Origin of the sequence: Thiorhodococcus drewsii AZ1, from assembly GCF_000224065.1 — a bacterium.
GTDB classification, from domain to species: Bacteria; Pseudomonadota; Gammaproteobacteria; order Chromatiales; family Chromatiaceae; genus Imhoffiella; species Imhoffiella drewsii.
Map to the genome: position 1 here is coordinate 1 of NZ_AFWT01000052.1, position 19,774 is coordinate 19,774.

Here is a 19,774-nt window from a genome sequence, read left to right on the forward strand (position 1 = left end):
AGATCGATGGTGCCAAGCTCCTGCTCCAAGGTGCCCAGCGGCAGGTCCTCGGGAAATTCGGGGACTCGATCAATCGGTTGATTTCGCGCTGTCTCGTGCATCGTTCTCCATCCCAACTGTCGGCGTTCACGTCACAAACAGTGCAACGGAAACCCAGGCGACGAATCCAGTCTTGGGCCGCAATCGAACAAGAAATGTGTGCGAAACTGGTTCGAGATATGGGTAAAGGGATGTCTCAAACCGGAAGATGAAATCGTCGGATGTTTTAGATGTCCACGCGATCTGCGTTTCAAAGTTGTATGGAAAAAAACCGCCAAAATCCATTCGTCCGCCGCAACGGACCGACCGATGAACAATCGAGCCATTCATACCCGTATCATACGAATTTTCGGCTCAGACTCCCTCATTAACCTAATCGTCTGCCCATCATGGTAATCTCTACCGCAAAGCACGCGTATCAAACTGCAGCGGAAGTGGCACGCGACGTCAAGCAACCTAGGATTTGCGCTACACGCCAAGCGACATGAATGCGCTGCTGCATCGCCTCGGCTACGTCTACAAGAAACCGACGCTGCTGCCAGGCAAGCATCAGCCGGTCGAGGTTCAGGAGGCGTTTGTCTCCAAGTACCAGGATTTCAAGGACAAAAAGTCCGAAAAGGACGTGATTGTCTTCATGGACGCGGTTCACCCGCAGCACAATCCGGTGCTTGGCTGCGGCTGGATCAAGCTCAACAAACTCGTCATCAGATGAACTACCCCAGCTTCTTCGCCGAGGGGCTGCCGATCGGCTCGGGCGTGTGACCGAGGCCACCTGCAAGACCCTGGTCAAACAGCGCCTGTGCGCCTCCGGCATGCGCTGGAAGACCACCGGGGCCAAGATCGTGCTCAGGTTACGCACCCTGACCCAGACCAGACCGCCGGACGCTGGGCGCAATTCTGGGACAAGATCGATCAATTCGGAGCAGGGTGCGTGGCTGATAACATCATCACAAGGCCGCACCTGCTGAGCTTCATAAATAATCAGGTCCGTTTTTTTTGGATTAAAAGCGATCCTGAAAATGCCGATAGCTTAATCATTATCGCGTCATGAGATTATCCTGATTCGAGTAGGCGTTCACCTTTTGGAATTATCAATATGAGTATCAAACTTAAACTTACCTGGGCATTTGTGGCTATTGCTTGTATTCCGATCCTCTTAGTTGCTGCGGTCGTTATATATAATCTGCGTGCTCAGGCAAAGCTGGATTTCCTTGATGGTAGTTCGAAGGAAATTCGCCAAGTTGATAATACAGTGAGTATGTTTTTCAAAGGTGTTGGTGAAAATGTGGATTACATTGCGAATCTGCCGGAGATAGTTGCTGCACCTCAGTTGAAAAACTACTCTGCTGCAGATGCAGACATGGTGCCACTACCGCAGAGTAATCAGGAAATAGAGGGTATTTTTGATCGCTTTGCTAAGACTCATCCTACCACCGCCTACCTTTCTTATGGTCGGGATGACGGGGGATACGCTATCTGGCCGGGTGACCCAGACTTGAAGAGTTATGACCCGAGAGTACGTCCCTGGTATAAAACTGCTATGAGTAACCCCGGTGTGACTCAGCAGACCGCAGCCTATTACTGGTCGGCAGATGATGCTGTGTTGGTTGGTACTGTTCGTACTGTTGACGACTCACGCGGTAATCTAGTGGGTGTTGTCAGTGTGGATGTCTCGCTTAAGCAACTGACTGATTTAGTGAGACAGATCAAGCTTGGTGAAACTGGCTATCTTATGTTGGTCGAAGAAAGCGGTAATGTGCTGGTTGATCCTAGTAATGTCGATCATAATTTTAAACAGCTAAAAGACCTTGGTGGTGACTATGCCAAAATGGCTGAAGCCGACGGTATGGTTGAAGTTGAGATTAACGGCACACGCTATATGGCTAATGTCATGTCCTCGCCTGGGCTGGGTTGGCGGTTTATTGGTTTGATTGAACGTAGCGAAGTGATGGCCAAGGCTAACGCGCTAGCTTGGCAAATCGCTATGATCGTGGTGGTGTTGGCTGTGCTCTTTGCTATATTGGGTAAAGTCTTTGCCAAACTCATTGTTGGGCCGATCGTTAGTGTTTCTGATGGTCTTAAAGATATCGCGCAAGGCGAAGGCGATTTGACGCATAGTCTCGAAGTGCAAGGTAAGGATGAAACAGCTTCGTTGGCAGGTTGGTTCAATCAGTTTTTGGCAGCAATTCGCAATTTGGTACAGAGTATTATTGGTGCATCGGAAGCCTTGCAGAGTACATCGAAAGACTCAACACGAGTGGCTCAGGAAATGACGGATGCGGCTGAACGTCAGCGTGAGGCCGTAGATATGGTGTCCACGGCGTTTAATGAGATGGTCGCCACGGCGAATGAGGTAGCTAGATCTTGTAGTGAAGCAGCAACCTCTGCCGACGATTGTCAGCGTCAGGTTCATACCGGGCAAGCGCAGATTGTTGATGCCACGGATAGCGTATCTTCGTTGAGTGGCAACCTTCAGCAGTCAGCAAACGCGTTACATACATTAGAGCAGGATAGCCAGAATATCTATGCCATCTTGAATACCATTAGTGCTATAGCCAAGCAGACCAATCTATTGGCGCTGAACGCTGCTATCGAGGCTGCTCGTGCTGGCGAAGAAGGCCGAGGATTTGCGGTGGTTGCCGACGAAGTCAGGGCTTTAGCTCATCGTACCGCAGAATCTACCAGTGAAATCGATAGCATGCTTGGTACCCTCGCGCGACGTACCCAAGAGGTTTCCGAGCAAATGCAAAGCAGTTTGGATATGTCACAGGCCAGCGTTGAGCGAATTGGATTGGCAAGTCAAAGCTTTGAGGAAATTCGCGGTGCCGTAGATAATATCCGTAATAAGAATACTCAGATAGCAGCTGCAGCTGAAGAGCAGCATCAGGTCGCTGAAGAGATTAACCGTCATATTGTGCAGATTCATACTGATACTCAGCTGGTGGAGTCGCTTGCAAATTCTTCTCACGAAGATTCGCAGGAACTGGCTAAGCTATCCGAAAAACTGCACGGGCTAGTCGGTCGCTTTAAGGCATAACTCAAGTAAAACTAAACCCATGCCTGCGACGCAGACGACGCTTTCATTCCGGATCCGCATGATGAGCACAACAGCAAGGAGCAGCAGACGATGACGATTCGGCGATTAGTGGTCTGTTTCGATGGAACCTGGAATACGCCTGACAGGGGGGGTAATCCGACCAATGTGGTCAAGATGGTGCGTGCCGTTCGCCCCATGGATGATGAGGGCGTCAGTCAGATTGCCTTCTATGACAAGGGGGTGGGAACCGGAAACCTGCTCGACCGAGTCGTCGGTGGCGCGTCTGGGGTGGGACTGACGGAGAACATCATCGACGGTTACCGATTCCTCGCCAACAATTATGTCGAGGGTGACGAGATTTATGTCTTTGGTTTTTCTCGGGGTGCCTACACTGCCCGTAGCCTCGTCGGTTTCATCGCCCTGGTGGGCATGCTGTCGCCGAACGATCTTGGCGGGAGTCTCAGAGAGGTCATCGAGATCTATCGCGATGGCGTGCACGATGAGGCGTACCGGCGCGAGCGCATTGAGGCGCTAGGCCTCGAGCGCAAGACCGGGATTCCGATTCGCTGCGTTGGTGTCTGGGATACGGTAGGCGCACTCGGAATTCCCGGCGATCTCGGTCGGCGGCTCCTGAAATCGATGTTCTATTTCCAGAACGTGCAGTTGGACGACAAGGTGACGCTGGCCTTGCATGCCATCGGTATCGATGAGAAACGTAGCGCCTTTGCGCCGACTCTGTGGGTCGGTCCGCAAGATGCGGAACTACCTTCCGGGCAGACCGTGGAACAGGTTTGGTTCCCCGGCGTGCATTCGAATGTCGGCGGCTCGTACAAGGACGCAGGACTGTCCGATGTGGCGCTGGACTGGATGGTCAAACGGATCAGTGCCCTGACCGACCTCGCGCTCGACCAGCGGTATCTCAAGGATGCCGTCAGTCCCAATCCCTTCGGCAAGGGGGTGGAAAGCCGCACGGCGATGTACAAGTCCAGCCTCATCTATCCCTACCAGCGGATAATCGACCAGGTCATCCCCGAGGGAGGGCGCTTCGGGAATTGGTTCCGCGCCACATTTCCCGCGTTCGCTCGGCGCAACGTTCCTCCAAGTGGATTCCAGACCATCAACGAGAGGCTTCATGTCTCGACACTCGAGCGCTGGACCAAGCCCGTGGTGACCGACTGCCCCAAAGGCAGAGCCTGTGCGCCGACCGATTACCGTCCGCCCAACCTGGAGGCGGTGATCCGTGCCAGGCGCGCGGGAAAACCCATATCGGTCGTGGGCTGGGATGGAGAGGTGATGGAGGCGAACGCGGTCCCTTGGCCGCAGTTGTGACCGCGTGACGGCATCGATGGACGCTGGCATCGACCGATTAGTCCCGCCCGTGCGGGCGGGGCTCCATTCCGACCTTTTGTAACCGTATGTGACAGGCTTTCGGCTCGACACGATCTGTCACTAAATTTGGCCCCATCGTCCCGCGCGACGCCCTAAACTGCAGCGCATGGACATGCAGCCACACATCCTGGTCGTCGACGACCATTCCGAGATTCGCCAGTTGTTGCAGCGCTATCTGGGCGATCACGGCTACCGCGTGACGACCGCCGCGAACGGCGTCGAGATGCGGCGTACGCTGGCCGATGCCGCCATCGATCTCATCATTCTCGATCTCATGATGCCGGGTGATGACGGTCTTACGCTCTGCCGCAACCTGCGGGCCGGAGCGAATGCCGCCGTGCCGGTCATCATGCTGACCGCGATGGGCGAAGACACGGACCGCATCATCGGTCTGGAGATGGGCGCGGACGACTATCTCGCGAAACCCTTCAATCCCCGCGAATTGCTGGCGCGTATCAAGGCCGTTCTGCGCCGCACCGGCTCCTGTCAGGAGCGCGGAACGGGTGAGACCGCAGAGCGTCTCTGCTTCCTCGGCTGGACCCTGCTGCCGGAGGCGCGCGAGCTCATCGACCCGGATCAGACCCTGGTGCCGCTCAGTACCGCCGAGTTCGCCCTCTTGATGGCCCTGGTCACGCGACCGGGACGGGTGCTGAGCCGCGACCAGCTGCTCGACCTGGCCCGGGGTCGCGACGCCAAGGCATTCGATCGCGCTATCGATACCCTGGTCAGCCGGCTGAGACGCAAGCTCGGCGATCAGCCCCGCGATCCGCAGATCATCAAGACGGTCCGGGGAGACGGCTATCTGTTTGCACCCAAGGTCGAGACCGGAGAATGTTGAGCCGGTTTGACACGCTCGCCGGCCGAACCCTGCAGCTTCTGGTTGGCATGACCCTGCTGACTATTCTTGGTAGCGCCTTTATTCTCCAGGACGAACGCAAGGACCGCTTCGAGGAGCGCAATCTGGCCTATCTACTCGATGAGGTCACCACGCTCGTCTGGCTGTTGCAGGATGCCACGCCGGTCGAGCGCGCACGGATTATCGACCGTTTCTCGCGCACGGGCGACGAGATCGCCATCGGCCCGAAGCCGTCGCTCGGGCTCAGTCGGCCTTGGCGGCACGCGATCGAGCACGTCATTCATCACAAACTGCGCAGTGCGCTCGGTATCAAGGATCGCGAGTCGCTGAGGGTTCGCGTCGAAATTGCGGATCACCAGCATGAGCATGATCGGAATGAGGAAGAGGCGCGGCTAGGCCGCTCCGAGAATCATCGCGCGCTTCGGGGCGATCTCCGCTCCGATGACGTCAAGGCCATCCTCGTCTGTGTGCGCTTGAGGGATGGCCGCTGGGTGGATTTCCGCACGACTCGAATCGACGAGCCCCCGCCTTGGGCCGGGAAGACGCTTCAGCTCCTGGCGCTGCTGTTGACTACGGTGATCGGCAGCGGACTCTTGATGGCCAGACGCGCGGCCCGTCCCATGGCCCAGCTCGCCGAGGCGGCGCACCGGCTCGGTCTGGGCGAGGACGTGGAGCCGATTCCGGAGAGCGGGCCGCGCGAAATCCGCGAGACCATCCGCGCATTCAATCGGATGCAGGATCGGCTGCATCGACATATCCAGGATCGCCTGCGTCTGCTGGCGGCGGTTTCGCACGATCTGCGCACCCCCATCACCACGCTACGGCTGCGCGCCGAGTACATCGAGGATGCCGAGATGCGTGATAAGACGCTCGCGACGCTCGGCGAGATGGAGGCCATTCTCTCGGCTACGCTCAGCTTCGCCCGCGACGAGGCCGCCGACGAGACGGCCCGCGCCACGGACCTGGCGGCCTTGGTGCAGAGCCTGGTCGACGATCATGCCGACCTCGGCGGGGATGTCGGCTACGCAGGACCCGAGCGACTCATCGTGCGCTGTCGTCCCGTCTCGCTGAAGCGGGCGCTCTCCAATCTGATCGACAATGCCGTCAAGTACGGCGGAACCGTCCAGGTTAGTTTGACGACCGACGATGGGCAGCACCTGATCTGCATCGATGACGCGGGTCCAGGTATCCCGGAGGACCTTCTGGAGAAGGTCTTCGCGCCCTTCTTTCGTCTCGAAGCCTCGCGCAGCCGCGAGACGGGTGGTACCGGGCTCGGTTTGTCCGTCGCCCGGACCATCGTCCATGCACACGGCGGAACCCTGGTCCTGATCAATCGGCCCGAGGGTGGTCTGAGTGCCCAGGTGCGTCTGCCCGAATCGATTGGTGCGCAGGGTAGGGCGTCCGCCAGGGTTTGAGCGATCGAAGGGGCGGACAGTCGAGCCACCCGTGCAGCGCGCAAACGTATTGGGGATTGTCCGGGAGCGGGTGGGCATCCAGAATCCTGCTCATTCAATCGAGTCGAGCATCAGCATGAAAGAATGGGTGTACCTTTTCCTCGCCATACTCTCCGAGACCGGCGCCACGCTGGCCCTGAAGGAGAGCGCGAATTTCTCGCGCCTCTGGCCGTCCGTGGTTGTGGTCGTCGGTTATGGCGCGGCCTTCTATCTGCTCGCCAAAACGATGGAAACCATCCCGGTCGGCATCTCTTACGCCGTCTGGGCGGGACTTGGCGTCGTGCTCATCGCCCTCGCTGGATGGGTTTTTTTTGACCAGAAGCTGGATGTTCCGGCACTGATCGGGATCGGTCTGATCTTGGCCGGCGTGCTGGTATTGAACCTCTTCTCGAAGGCGGTGGAGCATTAGTCCGCCACCAAGCGCTCGCACTCCAGCTGCATGACGAGCGTCGAACCGAGCAGGCTCGATGGCCTCTCGTCGCCATCCGTTGACCTATGTGTGATCCATGTCACATCTAGATTTCGAACGATTTGGCCGCATGGGCGATACTTAAAGCCAATAGGTGGATTGTTCACCGAACATCGAGATTTGAAGCCATGATCGGAATCCGCAACGACTCGACACCGGGCTTGCTCCATTCCCTCAACAAGGCACAGAACGCCGTGGAGACCAGCCAGGAGCGTTTGAGTTCGGGACAGCGCGTCAACAGCGCGGCCGACGACGCAGCCGCTTCGGCGCTCATTTCGCAATTCGCGGCGCAGATCGCCGGGAGCGATCAGGGCATGCGCAACGTCAGCGATGGCGTTTCCATGTTTCAGACTGCGGAGTCCGGGGTGAGTCAGATCAATGACATGGTCGGCCGCATCCGCGAGCTGAGCCTGCAAAGCGGCAACGGCACCCTGTCCGATTCCGATCGCGGCGCGCTCCAGTCCGAGGTCAGCCAATTGCAGGAGCAGATCGCTCAGACCGTCGAGAGCACCACCTTCAACGGCACCCGATTGCTCGATCGCGATGCCAGTGTCTCGATCCAGGCGGGCGGCAACTCCAGCGATGCCATCGGGCTCGAAACCTATGACGTTCAGGGTCAACTGAGCGATTTCGGATTCGGCGATATCGACATCTCGACGGCCGCCGGCGCGGCGAGCGCCCTCGGTGTGTTGGACAAAAGCAGCGAGTATCTCAGCGGCATACAGGGGGAGATGGGAGCCGTCCAGAATCGCTTCGAATATGCCATCGGCAACCTGCAAGAGAGCAATATCAACACTAACGCCGCTCAGAGTCGGATCCAGGATGCCGACTACGCCCGCGAGATCTCCCAACTGGCCAGCAGCCAGATCCAGCAGCAGGCCAACATCGCCATGATGGGCCAGGCGTCGAGCATTTCTGCCCAGACCGTCTCGCAACTGCTTGGGGGTTAGGCTGCCGAGCCTCTAAGGCGATCTCTGCGAAAGAATTCCCTGTCTTGGGATGTCGTTCGCACGTTCACCGCATCCCAGGAGAGACTATTTTCTGGTGATCGCCTAAATCCTGTCTGAATACAAACATTCAGGGCAGGCGCACGTAATCCTTGATCCCGCTGATCGATCCCGCTTCCGAGCCTGTGGATCCAGGCATACAAGAATCCAACGAGAACACGGGATGGCAAGCCCTCGACGTCTCTTTTTCACCCTCTCCATTCGCAAACTCATCGTCGCACTGATCGCCGCCAACATCGCGGTTTTGATCCTCATTGGCGGCGCCGGTCGCTTCACTAACGACAGGTTTGATGAATCCCAAACTCACCTGATCGAGATCTCGGAGATCCAGTCCAATCGGGCCGAGATTCTCGTGGCGCTGCAGTCCTTTCTGACCCGCCAGCGCGAGCTCATGGCGGTCACAGAGACCAGCGCCTTGTCCGCATTCCCGGATCGCACCGCGCTGGAGACAGAGGTCCGTCAGGCGGTTGACGCCTTGACTCAGAGTCTATCCAAATCGGTCCGGCATTCGGCCGATACCGATGCCGCTTTGCGGCAGCTCGCAGAGGCCTTTCAGGAGATGCTCGGGGCGGATTCGAAGGTTTTCGCGACCACCAAGGACATTTTGACGCTCGGCGAAGAGCGGGCCGCGCTCCAATCGAAGCTTGAGACCGGCTTCACGGCCTTCGAGTCCAAGGTCGACTCGCTTGAAGATGAGGTCGGCTTCCTGGTCCTTCAGGCCCAGATTTCCCTGAAAAAACTGGCACGCCAGGGGGGAGAGGCCGATCCGGCACAACTGGTCGCAGCGTACCGCGAGGCCAGTGCTCGCCTTCTGAGCGACGAGACGCGGCGGGTGACACATCTCGCGCGACAGCTCCACGTTCAGAGCGCAAATCTCGCCGCCCTCGCGGGGACATTGGTCACAAGCCAGGATGCGTCTGAGCTGGTCTCGGTGAGAGACAATCGCTTGATCCCGCTTATCGAGCAGATCCGCGTTTCCATCGGTCAGATGACCTTGGTCGACACCGAGTCCGACTCGAAAAAGCTGGCCGCCGAGATTGCAGGAGACCTCGAGCGGCTGGCGAAGCAGCTCGTCGATGGAGCGGGCAGCCTGGCCGGACTGACCGGGTCGCTCATCGCATCAAGCGCGAATCGTGCCGAGGCCGTTGCGCGCCAGGAGGCGGCGACCTTGCGTATGACCTCATCGCTCGATGCCATGAAGCACATCACGGACGAGGCGGAAATGCGAGTCACCCAAGACAGCCGCTCGCTGTTGAGCCGGGTCCAGAACGGCATGCTGAGTCTCGACCTGGTGACGATTTTGGTGGTTCTGGTTCTCGGCTTGGGGATTGCGCGCCTGGTGTTGCGGCCGTTGGATCGAGTCATCGCGGCGCTTGAGGAGATCGGGCAGGGTGACGGTGACCTCACGCGCCGGCTTGAGCCCGCGCAGGTGCGCGAAATCGAACTCTTGGCGACCGCCTTCAATCAATTCGCCGAGAAGGTCGCCGTGCTGGTTGGAAAGGTCGCCGAAGCCAGTCAGCGCGTTCATGCCCACACCACTCGGTCTGCGTCCCTGTCAGGTGCGCTCAGCGATCAGATTGCCCAACACCGGGCCGAGACGGACTCGGTCGCCACGGGTGTGAGCCAGCTCTCCAGCAGCATCGCGATCGTTGCTGAAAATGGCGAGCAGGCCGCCCATTTGGCGCAGGAAGCCCATGAGCGCGCGGCGGGCGCCCAGGCGGTTGTGGATGGCTCGCGCATCTCCATCGAGGCGCTCGCGACCGATATCGAGGAGGCGACCAGATCGCTGGATGCCTTCGGTCGCGATACGCAGAGGGTCAGTCGTGTGCTTGAGGTAATCAACGACATCGCGGGGCAGACCAACCTGCTCGCACTCAATGCCGCAATCGAGGCGGCCCGAGCTGGCGAGGCGGGACGTGGATTCGCCGTCGTCGCCGACGAGGTGCGTAGCCTGGCCTCCAAGACGCAGGAATCGACCGTGGAGATCGCGGCGATCCTCGATCGATTGCGCGGCGGGTCCGAGGCGGTCATTCAAACCATGGGGGCCAGCCAGCGGCAGGTGTCCTCGGTGGTCGAGCAGTCCAATCAGGTCACCGAGTCGTTCCAAGGCATCGCCTCGGCCATTCAGTCGATCGATCAGATGAATCGCGAGATCTCGGGCGCCGTCTCGACACAATTCCAGGCGACGGAGTCCATCGAGGAACAGGTGCGACGGATTCGGACCAATACCGCAAGCACTGCGGAGGCCGCCGAGTTGGTCGCGCGCATGAGCGCCGAACTGGCGGAGCTGGATCACGAACTCCAGCAGATGATCGGACAGTTCAAGCTGGGTGGGTGAGCCAGGTTGGTGGTGGGAGTCTTGGGTTTCGCTGCGCGTTACCCAGGCTACGGGGCGTGCGCCACCTCTCCCCGGCGGGGAGAGATGGCTATCCGAGCTCTACTGGCGCGGGTCGTAGGTGCGCGGTTCCATGATGAGCGGTTCGGGGAATGACTTGGCGACGTTTTCCCAGGGGATGAATTTGAAGTTGGTACTGTCGTTTTCGAGTTCTTCTTCGTCTTGGAGGGCGTTCTGCGGATCGTTGGCGCCGTCTTGCACCACCAGCAGCCCGAAGGGATAGCGGGATCCCAATGCGGTGGAGATGATGTCGGCGCCGTCGGATTCGTTGGCCTGGTCGATCCCGTCAGTGTCGGCGACCACGAAGCTGCCGACATAGGCGTTGTCGCCGGAGCGCTCGAAGACGGCATAGGTGCTGTCGCCCTGGCTCGATACCAGCAAATAGCCGGTGCCGCCGGGTCCGTAGTAGAGGGTCAATCCCTCGATATCCGGCTTCAGAAAGTGCGCATCGATCGACTGCACCAGGCTGTAGTCGTTGCCCCCATCGACCTCTGCCGAGAATTTGAGCACGCCCACGATGTCCTCCATGGCGACATAGAGCACGCCCAGCTCACGGTCGGCGACCATGCCCTCGGACTGGGAGTCCTCGGCATCGCCAGTGGGAACGGGGAGTTCGATCATGCGCGCCACTTCGGCGCTCACGGTGCCGTCTCCGGCGTCGAGCAGTCGTAGCTGGGCGATCTTGTTGCCGTCGGCCTGGGTCACGAAGGCATAGTCGGCACCGTCCGACAGGCCCCGATAGGTGCAGAGCCCATAGGCGGTTGCGCTGCCGTCGTCGACACCGAAGATGGTCGCGGGCATCGAGGACGAGGTGACGGCTACCAGACGCTGTCGGTTCGGGTCGATGCGGTAGACAGCAAGCGTGTCGTTCTTGCGATCGGAGAAGACGGCCAGATCGACCCGTTTGCCGTCGAGCGCGAAGTCGTAGACGAGATCCACGTTGTTGAAGCGGATGTCGCCATACTCGGCCGGCACCTCCTGCTGGATGACCGTCCCCCCCAGATCGAAAACTACGAATCCTCCGTCCTTCAGCGTGGCGATGACCAGGCTCTTGTCTGGCCGGGACGGATGGATCCAGATGGCTGGATCGTCCGAATCGCCCCTGAGCGGGCTGTCGGTCCCAGCATCGGTGGTGCGGGGCGTTTCGAGGACCGGACGGGCAGCCGGGACCGTCTCGATGTTCAGGGCCAGCGCGATGAACTGGGTGAATTGGGTCGAGGAAAAGTTGTTGTCGCTGACGACGATGAGCGACTGACGCCCGTCCGGCAGTACGGGACCCAGTGTCATGCCCTCCAAGTTGTCGACCGTTTCGACCAGATCGCCGAAATCGAGCAATTCCTGCTTCTGGACCGGCGGATCGATGGAGAATGGCACCCCTTCCTCTTTCCACAGCAGGCTGTCCCAGGCGGACACATCCAGGGCGCCCTGACTCAGCACTTGATAGAGCTTGACCACGTTGCCCTTGCCGGTGGAAAAGCCGCGCTCCATGGCCAGGAGCGACCCGTTGTCGTCCAGCGCCAGAAGCTCCACCAGGCCGTTGGTAGCGAATGCGGTCGCAGGTTCGGGCGTCTCGGCGACGGGTTCCACCTCATAGACCATCTCGCCGAGCGCCTTGCCGGTCTTGAGATCGTATTTGAGGATGCGCGACAGACTCTTGTCCTCCAGCGTGGCCTGGGGACCATCCTGCACCAGGGCGTTCTCCACCGCAGTGAACAGATAGCGCTTGTTCGGCGAGAGGTTCAGGCTCTCGAAGGCGAGGTTGTTGCGGATGCCCGAGGTCGCGGTCGGCAGATATTTGGCATCGATCTCCAGTTCGAGATCCTGGATGCCGAATCGGTTGAAGTGGTTGACGAATGGGGCCAGGAGCTTGGAGGCATCGCCTTCGGACGAGACGAAGACACCGCCGTTCGGGGCCAGTGCAATCCCCTCGGGGTCGATGCCGCCGGGCGCGAAATAGCTTCCGAAGCGCGGCTGGAGCTTGGTGACGCCGGTGAAGGCGATGTCGCCCGAATCCAGATGGCCGTCGCTCAGATCGATGGTGAGGCTGTAGTAGCGGGCCGGGGCGAGGTCGCTACGGTCGTCCGATAGGGCCAGGAAGCGGTTGTCGTCGGCGTCGTAGGTGATCCCCGAAAGACCGCCGACCTCGGTGTCGTCGAAGCGGTATCCGGTGGGAAAGCTGACCTCTCCGATGAATTCAAATCCTGTGATTGTGCGACGCTCCGAATTGGCCGAGTCGCCCCGCGTGCTCGACCAGCCCACGCAGGGGACGATGATCGTTGCGGCGGAAAGCGTCAGTGCGAGCAGTCTGGGGTTCGAGCGGTGGTTGGACATGGCGGGTCTCCTTCTTTTTTGTCGCTCGGTTTCCGATCCAGGTGGGCAAGGCCGCAGCATGGGTCGCGAGCATAGGATCGGAGATATCGGTGCGCCATCTCGATTCCATGACGGTTCCGTTTCACCTGTCCGCTGTATCAACTGAGGCACAGGTTAGAGCGTCTATAAGAACGACTGAAAACGTAGGATAAGGCGGCTGCGGGACGCTCCAATGTCGTGCGATCCTCGTCGGCGTCGCGCTCTTCCTTGTCTCTGATCGACGCCGGCAACACTGCCGTCAACGCAGGCGGGTCGGCCTTGCCGTTCGCGATGTAGGAGTCCTCCAGCAACAGATTCCCGATGGTTGCCTTTGCGAATTCATTCGCACTGCGAGCGCATTGGGAAGCAATGGATGGACACCCACTATTGTGCCTATACTGTGCATATAGAGTGCATTTTCTTTAGCCTACCTCAGGAGAAGCCCATGACTGCCGTCTTCGCAGACGTGCTCGAATCGACGCGGGAGCCTGGTACGTCGCGGTTCTCGGCATCGGGCGTTGCCGACATCCTTGGCCTGAAACAACAGGATCTGGCCGAATTGGCGGGGGTCCATCGCAATACCCTGCGCATCCATCCTGAATCGCCGAGACTGCAATCCGCACTGCGAGACCTGATGCGAGTGTTGTCGGCCGCCGCAGCGGTGCAACCGGACCCGCAGCGCGCCATTTTCCTGGTCAAGAACGAACCCATTCCGGTGTTTCGTCACAAGACCCTGTTTCAGCTGGTGCAGGAAGGCCGGACCGAGGATGTGATTGGCTACCTGGAGTCAATTAGTGCCGGCTTCGTTGGATGATCCTGGCCAACCTCTCCCCCGGCACCACGTTATTCCGGGCGCATACACCGCAGTGGGCCAGCCGACCAACCAGCGGAGCGGGCGCCGCAATCCGAGGAGGTCGCTTCAACCGAGAAGGCGTGGAAGCGCTGTACCTGTCGTTGGAGGAGTTGACCGCCTTGCGCGAGTACCAGCAAACCTCACCCTTCCTTCCTCCCTGTACGGTCTGCTCGTACACCGCGGCGCTACGAGATCTGGTTGACCTGCGTCAGCTCCACCAGGAGGCGCCCTGGGACGAGCTATGGCATGACTGGCGTGAGGACTGGCGCCACCTGAAGTTCGATCTGCACATCGAACCCCCAACTTGGGTTCTCGCCGATATGGTGCTGGCCCATGGCTACACCGGCATCCTCTTTCCGAGCCAGGCACATGAGGGCGGAACGAACGTCGTCGTTTACTCAGCCCGGCTCCAGGATGGCAACTCGGTCACTGTCAACGACGCCGACGGGCGACTTCCACTCGACCAGTCCAGTTGGGCGCAATGACCGCTTCGCAGGCTACCGGTTTTCAGTCCGCTACGGACGAAGTGGAACTGCATGCGCAGCTCAGGATCAGCGCATGCGCTGGAGACAATCGGATGGGCAGCGAGCCGCCTGGTACAGGGTCCGCACCGAGTAGCCCTGCAAGGGATGCCTCAGTGCGACATCCGGCTGGCTCACCCCCGACGCATGAGCGCGACCGTGAAGTCGTCCGGCAGATAGCCGTCGGCGGTGCCCATCTCGGCGTCGAGGTGAGCTGTCCAGTCGCGGACCTCCTCCGGCGTGCAGAGGTTGTAGCTGTGGAGTGTGTCCCGGCCCAGGAGCAGATTGAAGAGAAAGCCCTGGGTGGAGGCCATGAAGCAATGCTCGATGAAGGCTTTCGTCTCTTCCCGGGTCAGTGTGTTCATGGCGCCGCTGCAGAGGTAGAAATCGGCCTGGGGCAGGTCGTCGGTCAGGACGTCCAGCAGCTGGATCTCGCAGCCGGTGCGTTCCCGGGCCGCCTCGACCATGGGTTCGACCACGTCGATGCCCAGATAGCGTCCGGGGCGCTCGCCCCTGGACTCCAGAAAGCCGTGGAAATCGCCCAGTCCGCAGCCCGCGTCGACGAGGGTCAGGGTCGAGAGGTCGTCTGGCAGGAATCGCCGCAGGACCTCGAAGCGTGCGATCTGGGAGTCGGTGGACTGCCATTGCACGCCTTTGGCCGTGTGGCCGTAGTGTTCGAGTGAATAACGGTAGAAGCTGTCGGTGTCGACTCTGGGCATGGGGAATGATGGCTCTGGGGTTGATGCGGATGGCGGCGATGCGGATCCGGCGCTGAAACCGCGTCATGATAATGGAAATATCCGAGAGGCGTGACGGGGCAGACGGTTATCCCGAAACATGACATGGGCGGCGTGTAGGTTGGGCCGACGTGAGGAGACCCAACATGCGGCCTTCTGTTGGGCCTCGTACCTCGGCCCAACCTACGAAGGGGTTTTTTCATGCCGATCCGTCGATGTGGCGTTTGACGGTTCGGCGGTCGAGGCCGGTGACGCGGGCGACGGCCTCGTAGGTCCCGAGTCTGTCGTAGAGCCTGCGGCAATAGCCGCCGAGCAGTTCCCCGGCGTCAAGCGATCCTACCTCGGCCGCCGCCAGCCAGGCGTCGATCTCCGAGGCCGGGTCGCCGGGGAGGGCGTCCGGGACGTAGCGGCCGTTGAGGATGACCCGCCGCAGCGCCTGCTCCAGCTCGCGCACGTTGCCCGGCCAGGGATAGTCCGCCGGCAGTTCCGAGAGGGATTCCATGATGCGGGCCTGCAGGACGTCCGCCGAGTCGCCGATCATGCGTCCCAGCAGCGCCCCGACCAGATCCTCGAGTTCGCCCGGATTGTCGGCGAGCCGCTCGCGCAGCGTGGGCATGCGGATGATGTTGCCCGAGAGCCGGTAGAAGAAGTCGCGCCGGAATCCGGCGCCGCTCAGCAGATCCTCCAGCGAGCGGTTGGTCGCCGCGACGATGCGTCCCTCGAAGCGCAGCGGCTTGTGGCTGCCGACCGGGGTGAAGGTGCGCTCCTGCAGGACCCGCAGCAGCTTGGTCTGCACCGGCAACGCGAGGTCGCCGATCTCGTCGAGGAAGAGGGTGCCGTAGGAGTCGCAGCGCGAGAAGAGTCCCTCGTGGTTGTCGACCGCGCCGGTGAAGGCGCCCTTGCGATGGCCGAACAGCTCGGACTCGATGAGTCCCTCCGAGAGTTCCGAGAGGTTGGTGGCGGTGAAGGTTTGCTCGATCCCGCGCGCGAATCCCTGGCCCTGCGCGTCGAGCGGGATGACGCCGGAGCGGCCGATGGCCGCGGCGGCCGAGCCCTTGCCGGTGCCGGTCTCGCCGAGCAGCAATGTGGAGAAGTCCTGCATGCGTTCCCAGAGCAGCAAGGTGTAGTTGTTCAGGTCGGTGGTGAAGACGCTGTTCCAGAGCGAGCGGCGCAGGGCGCGCATCGGCTCGCTGCGTCCGACCAGGGCGCGCTCGATGAAGTAGTAGGCCCGCCGCAGCTGGTAGTAGAGGGCGATCCAGCGGCGCGATTCCTTGGGGTCGAAGCCGTAGCCGAGCAGTGCGTTCAGCAGGGTCGGCATCCAGCCGAGGTCGGGCGCCGTGCCGTGCCCGAGCCGCTGATGGGCGATGAGTCCGTCGAAGAGGGCATAGTGATGCTGGTAGCCGTGGAAGAGGAAGACCTGGCGCATCAGCATCCGATCCTCGCCGATGAAATGGTCCAGATGGCTGAGCCCCCGGTCGCGCAGCCGGTCGAGCCGCCGTTCCAGGGCGGGCATCAGCCGATCGTAGAGGATGGCCTGGGAGACGGTGTCGAGCGGCGCCTCCCGGCCGAGCAGCCGCGTCAGCCGGTCCCGGTCGGTGCCGAAGGGGTTGGCGAAGACGGTCTCGGTGAGCAGGGCGAAGAAGTCGCGCTCTTCCGGGGTCAGCTGGCGGGTGCTCGGCATGGCGGGTGTCCGGTGTCGACGATGGCGGCGGAAATGGGTGGCATGCCGCTCGGGTGCTTCTTGCCTCCCGAGCGGCATTGGGGTCAGACCTCCGGCTCGAAATGGCGGTGCCAGCGCAGGAGCCGTGCCTTGATGCGTGCCCCGTGGCGTTCGACGACCGAGCCGGTGACGATGGTCAGGATCCCCAGCAGGACCAGCGCGCTCCAGCCGCCGATGGTGAAGCTGGACAGGGCGTCCTCTGCGACGAATCCCAGCCCGGCCAGCGCCGTGATCAGCCCCATGGCGAAGATGAACCTGGACCTGGAGAGATAGCCGTGGACGAGCGTGGCGATCCCGATGCTCAGGGCGGCCAGTGCGTTGCCCAAGCCACTGAAGGCGGCCAGATTCAGCAGCATGGCCAGGTTCGCGACCAGGGCGGCCGCGCCCCGATACTGATGGCGCCATCTTCCACCCAGTGTCGAGAGATCGATCAGGAGCGCTGCGAGCAGGGCGCCGACCAGGGGCACCTCGACGATGTCCGCAAGCAGGTGCGCGTCGATCAGGGTATCGAAGGCGAGGCTGGCGCTCATCAGGGCGAACAGCAAGGCAACGAGTTCGAGCGCGCCACGCCAGGGTCGATCGGCACGCATCGCGCCAGCGGCGAGCCGCAGCCCCAGATAGGCGATGAGGCTCAGCGTGGTGAAGAAGACCGCATCCGGCGCATAGAGCCAGAGACTGCGTCCGCCGAGCACCAGAAGGGGCAGGATCGGCAATGCGCGCGCAAAGACGCCCTCGGGCGTAGCGAGCGAGGGATCGCGGCGGCGCAGCTGCAGCGCCGAGACACCGACGAGCACGCCGAACGCCAGCAGGATCGCGGAGGTGGCCAGGTCGCCGCGCGTGGGGATCAGGAGCGCGGCGTTGACCAGCAGATAGAGCCCGGTCAGCGCCCAGGCCGAGCGTCGGGCCATGATCAGGAACCCGACCCAGGTCGCCAGCGCCAGGGTGAGCAGGCTGGATCCGGCGAGCGCGAGCATCGCGCCCGGTGCCAGGGTTCCGCTGGTCGCGGTCCAGAAGGATTCCGCGCCATCCAGGGCGAGCGGGGCGTCCCAGGTCAGCTGGTCGTAGGTCAGACCGCCGAGGAAGGCGAAGTTGACCGGCACGGCGGCCAGGGCCAGGGCGATGAAGAGTCTGGCGCCCTTGGATTCGTGCAGTAGATGACCGCTGGCGAAGCCGGCGAGGGTGAGGATGACCGTGTGGCCCAGCAGCAGGAGTGAGCGCGTGAGATCGTCACCCTCGCGCCAGCCTTGGAAGAGATACATGACGAAGGCCGCGACGATGACCAGTCCGCCGAGTCCGCGCAGCAGGAGCGAGAGGCTCAGGGTCTTGCGGGGTTCGGGGTCGGGTGCCGGGGACTGGATCTCGGATTCGTTCGCGCACTGCCCGCTGAAATCGAGCGCCGCCGGGTCGAGGCTGAGCGTCTCCTCGTCGGGGATGGCTCGGTGCTGCATGGCTTGGCCGTTCATCGTGCACCTCCGGAGAGACCGTCGCGGTCGCGTCTGAGTGCCTCCAGTTCCGCCTTGAGCGCGGCGCGCGACTCGGCGGCGACGAACTCGGATTCCAGCGGGTCGGTGTCGGACAGGGTGTCCGTGGTCAGCTCGGACTCGGTGACCCGGATCTCCCAGCGCTCGAAGGTGTCGTCCAGGTCGATCAAACCGCCGGTGTCCGTCTCACGGATGCGCGAGGCTGCACTGGCCGTGGCCTCGCGGCTGCGCATGATCTGACGGCGATGCTCCATCGATTCGACCCGCTGGCGCAGACCCTCGATCTCATGACCCAGACGGGCCTCGACCTCCAGATGGCGTCTGACGGTATCGGTCAGGGATTCGGCCTGCTCGGCCGAGCGCTTGGCGCGGCTCAGACAGGCGATGGCCTTCTCCTCGCCCTCGGGCGTGGCGGGGCAGCTCAGGGCGCGCTCGCGCCACGCCTTCTCGTCCGCTCGGAGTCCGTCGAGCCGGCGCCGCAGACGGAGCCCGTCCTCCTGCATGCGGGCATGCCGCACCTTGGCCTTGGCATAGAGACGCCGGCTCTCCCGGATACCGGCCTCGACCACGGCATCGTGGTTCTCGATCTCGCCGACCATACGCTCGATTCCGGTGGAGACTGCCAGCGTGACGCGTTTGAAGAATGACATCCGATGCTCCTGTCGTGTTTGGGATTGGCATCTGATGTATGTCAAATAGCATGCCGAAATGCGCTTTCGTCAGGAATCCTTGCATTTCAAACGCTTATGCGTTGCGCTCGGTGCTTCACTCGCGAGTGTTTCAAGGATGAGTATGCATTTCATGCTCGCGCCTGTGCATTCATTGTATGCTCCGGCGCTCATGAATGCGTCGAAACGAGGGCGATATGATCGAGATCGAAATTCCGGGGTTCGGCAGGCTGTGCCTCGAACATCTGGTGTGCGACTACAACGGCACGCTCGCCGAGGATGGCGAACTGCTGCCCGGCGTGCGCGAATCGCTGACCGCGCTGGCCGAGCACCTGAGCGTGCACGTGATCACCGCCGACACCTTCGGTCTGGCGGCCGAGCGTCTGGCGGGCCTGCCGGTCGGGGTGACGGTGATTCCGGTCGAGTCCCAGGATCAGGCCAAGCTCGATTTCGTCTCCGAGCTGGGTCTTGAACGTGTGATGGCGATCGGCAACGGCCGCAACGACGCCAAGATGTTGGCCGCAGCCGCCGTCGGTGTAGCCCTGATCCAGCGTGAAGGCGCCTGCGCGGCGACGCTGGCGAGCGCGGATGTGGTCTGTAGTCAGGTGCAGGATGCGCTGGATCTGCTGCTCGAGCCGAAGCGGCTCGTCGCTACGCTGAGATCCTGAGAGGCCGTCTGAAAACCTGATGCTAGAGGTCAGGTCCGCACAGCGGACCCTACCGAGACGTTCACTGTAGGGTCCGCTGTGCGGACCGAATCGCTCAGATACGGGGATTTCAGACACCTTCTGACTGGGGG

General features: G+C 61.3%; 16 protein-coding genes and 1 pseudogene. 12 read left to right on the forward strand and 5 right to left on the reverse strand.

Annotated features, from left to right (window positions below; translation table 11 throughout):
* The first annotated feature begins 523 nt into the window (after window positions 1-523).
* The 9 genes and pseudogenes from THIDRDRAFT_RS21110 (at window position 524) to THIDRDRAFT_RS24145 (ending at window position 10,589) form a co-directional block, all read left to right on the forward strand.
* Window positions 524-751: a hypothetical protein gene (locus tag THIDRDRAFT_RS21110; RefSeq protein ID WP_007042959.1), complete on the forward strand. Its 228-nt coding sequence runs from the start codon at window positions 524-526 to the stop codon at window positions 749-751.
* A gap of 17 nt (window positions 752-768) precedes the next feature.
* Window positions 769-961, forward strand: a pseudogene (locus THIDRDRAFT_RS26930) (ISKra4 family transposase); the annotation flags it as partial.
* 174 nt (window positions 962-1,135) lie between these two features.
* Window positions 1,136-3,076, forward strand: a complete 1,941-nt coding sequence (locus THIDRDRAFT_RS21120) for a methyl-accepting chemotaxis protein (protein ID WP_007042960.1) — start codon at window positions 1,136-1,138, stop codon at window positions 3,074-3,076.
* Between the two features lie 90 nt (window positions 3,077-3,166).
* Window positions 3,167-4,405: a DUF2235 domain-containing protein gene (locus THIDRDRAFT_RS21125; protein WP_007042961.1), complete on the forward strand. Its 1,239-nt coding sequence runs from the start codon at window positions 3,167-3,169 to the stop codon at window positions 4,403-4,405.
* 166 nt (window positions 4,406-4,571) lie between these two features.
* Window positions 4,572-5,303, forward strand: a complete 732-nt coding sequence (locus tag THIDRDRAFT_RS21130; protein ID WP_007042962.1) for a response regulator — start codon at window positions 4,572-4,574, stop codon at window positions 5,301-5,303.
* On the forward strand, window positions 5,297-6,736 hold the full coding sequence (locus THIDRDRAFT_RS21135; RefSeq protein WP_007042963.1) for an ATP-binding protein: 1,440 nt from the start codon (window positions 5,297-5,299) through the stop codon (window positions 6,734-6,736). Before THIDRDRAFT_RS21130 ends, THIDRDRAFT_RS21135 begins: the two co-directional genes overlap by 7 nt.
* A 115-nt stretch (window positions 6,737-6,851) precedes the next feature.
* Window positions 6,852-7,184 carry a DMT family transporter gene (locus THIDRDRAFT_RS21140; RefSeq protein WP_007042964.1) on the forward strand — a complete coding sequence of 111 codons (333 nt, stop codon included), beginning with the start codon at window positions 6,852-6,854 and terminating at the stop codon, window positions 7,182-7,184.
* Window positions 7,185-7,372: 188 nt separating this feature from the next.
* Window positions 7,373-8,194 carry a flagellin N-terminal helical domain-containing protein gene (locus THIDRDRAFT_RS21145; protein WP_007042965.1) on the forward strand — a complete coding sequence of 274 codons (822 nt, stop codon included), beginning with the start codon at window positions 7,373-7,375 and terminating at the stop codon, window positions 8,192-8,194.
* A 220-nt stretch (window positions 8,195-8,414) separates the two neighbouring features.
* Window positions 8,415-10,589, forward strand: coding sequence for a methyl-accepting chemotaxis protein (locus THIDRDRAFT_RS24145; protein ID WP_007042966.1), 2,175 nt, complete (start codon window positions 8,415-8,417; stop codon window positions 10,587-10,589).
* A 99-nt stretch (window positions 10,590-10,688) separates the two neighbouring features.
* On the opposite strand, the gene THIDRDRAFT_RS21155 is transcribed toward THIDRDRAFT_RS24145, so the two are convergent.
* Complete coding sequence (locus tag THIDRDRAFT_RS21155) at window positions 10,689-12,977, reverse strand: phytase (RefSeq protein ID WP_007042967.1); 2,289 nt, start codon at window positions 12,975-12,977, stop codon at window positions 10,689-10,691.
* 463 nt (window positions 12,978-13,440) lie between these two features.
* Here THIDRDRAFT_RS21155 and THIDRDRAFT_RS21160 point away from each other — a divergent pair, with 463 nt between their 5' ends.
* Both THIDRDRAFT_RS21160 and THIDRDRAFT_RS21165 read left to right on the forward strand, forming a co-directional pair.
* A complete protein-coding gene (locus tag THIDRDRAFT_RS21160; protein ID WP_040845700.1) occupies window positions 13,441-13,809 on the forward strand; it encodes a helix-turn-helix domain-containing protein in 369 nt (122 codons plus the stop codon).
* Window positions 13,806-14,333, forward strand: a complete 528-nt coding sequence (locus THIDRDRAFT_RS21165) for an RES family NAD+ phosphorylase (protein ID WP_007042969.1) — start codon at window positions 13,806-13,808, stop codon at window positions 14,331-14,333. The genes THIDRDRAFT_RS21160 and THIDRDRAFT_RS21165 overlap by 4 nt, the downstream gene beginning before the upstream one ends.
* 170 nt (window positions 14,334-14,503) lie before the next feature.
* Here the strand turns inward: THIDRDRAFT_RS21165 and THIDRDRAFT_RS21170 are convergent, their stop codons facing one another.
* From THIDRDRAFT_RS21170 to THIDRDRAFT_RS21185, 4 genes are all read right to left on the reverse strand, one after another.
* Window positions 14,504-15,088 (reverse strand): class I SAM-dependent methyltransferase, encoded by a 585-nt coding sequence (locus THIDRDRAFT_RS21170; protein WP_007042970.1) that lies wholly within the window; start codon window positions 15,086-15,088, stop codon window positions 14,504-14,506.
* Between the two features lie 217 nt (window positions 15,089-15,305).
* Window positions 15,306-16,787 (reverse strand): sigma-54-dependent transcriptional regulator, encoded by a 1,482-nt coding sequence (locus tag THIDRDRAFT_RS21175; protein WP_040845702.1) that lies wholly within the window; start codon window positions 16,785-16,787, stop codon window positions 15,306-15,308.
* Window positions 16,788-16,870: 83 nt separating this feature from the next.
* Complete coding sequence (locus THIDRDRAFT_RS21180; RefSeq protein ID WP_007042972.1) at window positions 16,871-18,289, reverse strand: hypothetical protein; 1,419 nt, start codon at window positions 18,287-18,289, stop codon at window positions 16,871-16,873.
* Complete coding sequence (locus THIDRDRAFT_RS21185) at window positions 18,286-18,957, reverse strand: PspA/IM30 family protein (protein WP_007042973.1); 672 nt, start codon at window positions 18,955-18,957, stop codon at window positions 18,286-18,288. The genes THIDRDRAFT_RS21180 and THIDRDRAFT_RS21185 overlap by 4 nt, the downstream gene beginning before the upstream one ends.
* Before the next feature lie 215 nt (window positions 18,958-19,172).
* On the opposite strand from THIDRDRAFT_RS21185, the gene THIDRDRAFT_RS21190 reads away from it, so the two are divergent.
* Window positions 19,173-19,643: an HAD family hydrolase gene (locus THIDRDRAFT_RS21190; RefSeq protein WP_007042974.1), complete on the forward strand. Its 471-nt coding sequence runs from the start codon at window positions 19,173-19,175 to the stop codon at window positions 19,641-19,643.
* Window positions 19,644-19,774 lie beyond the last annotated feature (131 nt).

Bases quoted from the DNA above. Each gene is read 5' to 3' on its own strand.
- THIDRDRAFT_RS21135 (WP_007042963.1), top strand. From the start codon at position 5,297: ATGTTGAGCCGGTTTGACACGCTCGCCGGCCGAACCCTGCAGCTTCTG.
- THIDRDRAFT_RS21185 (WP_007042973.1), bottom strand. From the start codon at position 18,957: ATGTCATTCTTCAAACGCGTCACGCTGGCAGTCTCCACCGGAATCGAG.
- THIDRDRAFT_RS21170 (WP_007042970.1), bottom strand. From the start codon at position 15,088: ATGCCCAGAGTCGACACCGACAGCTTCTACCGTTATTCACTCGAACAC.
- THIDRDRAFT_RS21120 (WP_007042960.1), top strand. From the start codon at position 1,136: ATGAGTATCAAACTTAAACTTACCTGGGCATTTGTGGCTATTGCTTGT.
- THIDRDRAFT_RS21175 (WP_040845702.1), bottom strand. From the start codon at position 16,787: ATGCCGAGCACCCGCCAGCTGACCCCGGAAGAGCGCGACTTCTTCGCC.
- THIDRDRAFT_RS21110 (WP_007042959.1), top strand. From the start codon at position 524: ATGAATGCGCTGCTGCATCGCCTCGGCTACGTCTACAAGAAACCGACG.
- THIDRDRAFT_RS21155 (WP_007042967.1), bottom strand. From the start codon at position 12,977: ATGTCCAACCACCGCTCGAACCCCAGACTGCTCGCACTGACGCTTTCC.
- THIDRDRAFT_RS21190 (WP_007042974.1), top strand. From the start codon at position 19,173: ATGATCGAGATCGAAATTCCGGGGTTCGGCAGGCTGTGCCTCGAACAT.
- THIDRDRAFT_RS21160 (WP_040845700.1), top strand. From the start codon at position 13,441: ATGACTGCCGTCTTCGCAGACGTGCTCGAATCGACGCGGGAGCCTGGT.
- THIDRDRAFT_RS21145 (WP_007042965.1), top strand. From the start codon at position 7,373: ATGATCGGAATCCGCAACGACTCGACACCGGGCTTGCTCCATTCCCTC.
- THIDRDRAFT_RS21140 (WP_007042964.1), top strand. From the start codon at position 6,852: ATGAAAGAATGGGTGTACCTTTTCCTCGCCATACTCTCCGAGACCGGC.
- THIDRDRAFT_RS21165 (WP_007042969.1), top strand. From the start codon at position 13,806: ATGATCCTGGCCAACCTCTCCCCCGGCACCACGTTATTCCGGGCGCAT.
- THIDRDRAFT_RS21130 (WP_007042962.1), top strand. From the start codon at position 4,572: ATGGACATGCAGCCACACATCCTGGTCGTCGACGACCATTCCGAGATT.
- THIDRDRAFT_RS21125 (WP_007042961.1), top strand. From the start codon at position 3,167: ATGACGATTCGGCGATTAGTGGTCTGTTTCGATGGAACCTGGAATACG.
- THIDRDRAFT_RS24145 (WP_007042966.1), top strand. From the start codon at position 8,415: ATGGCAAGCCCTCGACGTCTCTTTTTCACCCTCTCCATTCGCAAACTC.
- THIDRDRAFT_RS21180 (WP_007042972.1), bottom strand. From the start codon at position 18,289: ATGAACGGCCAAGCCATGCAGCACCGAGCCATCCCCGACGAGGAGACG.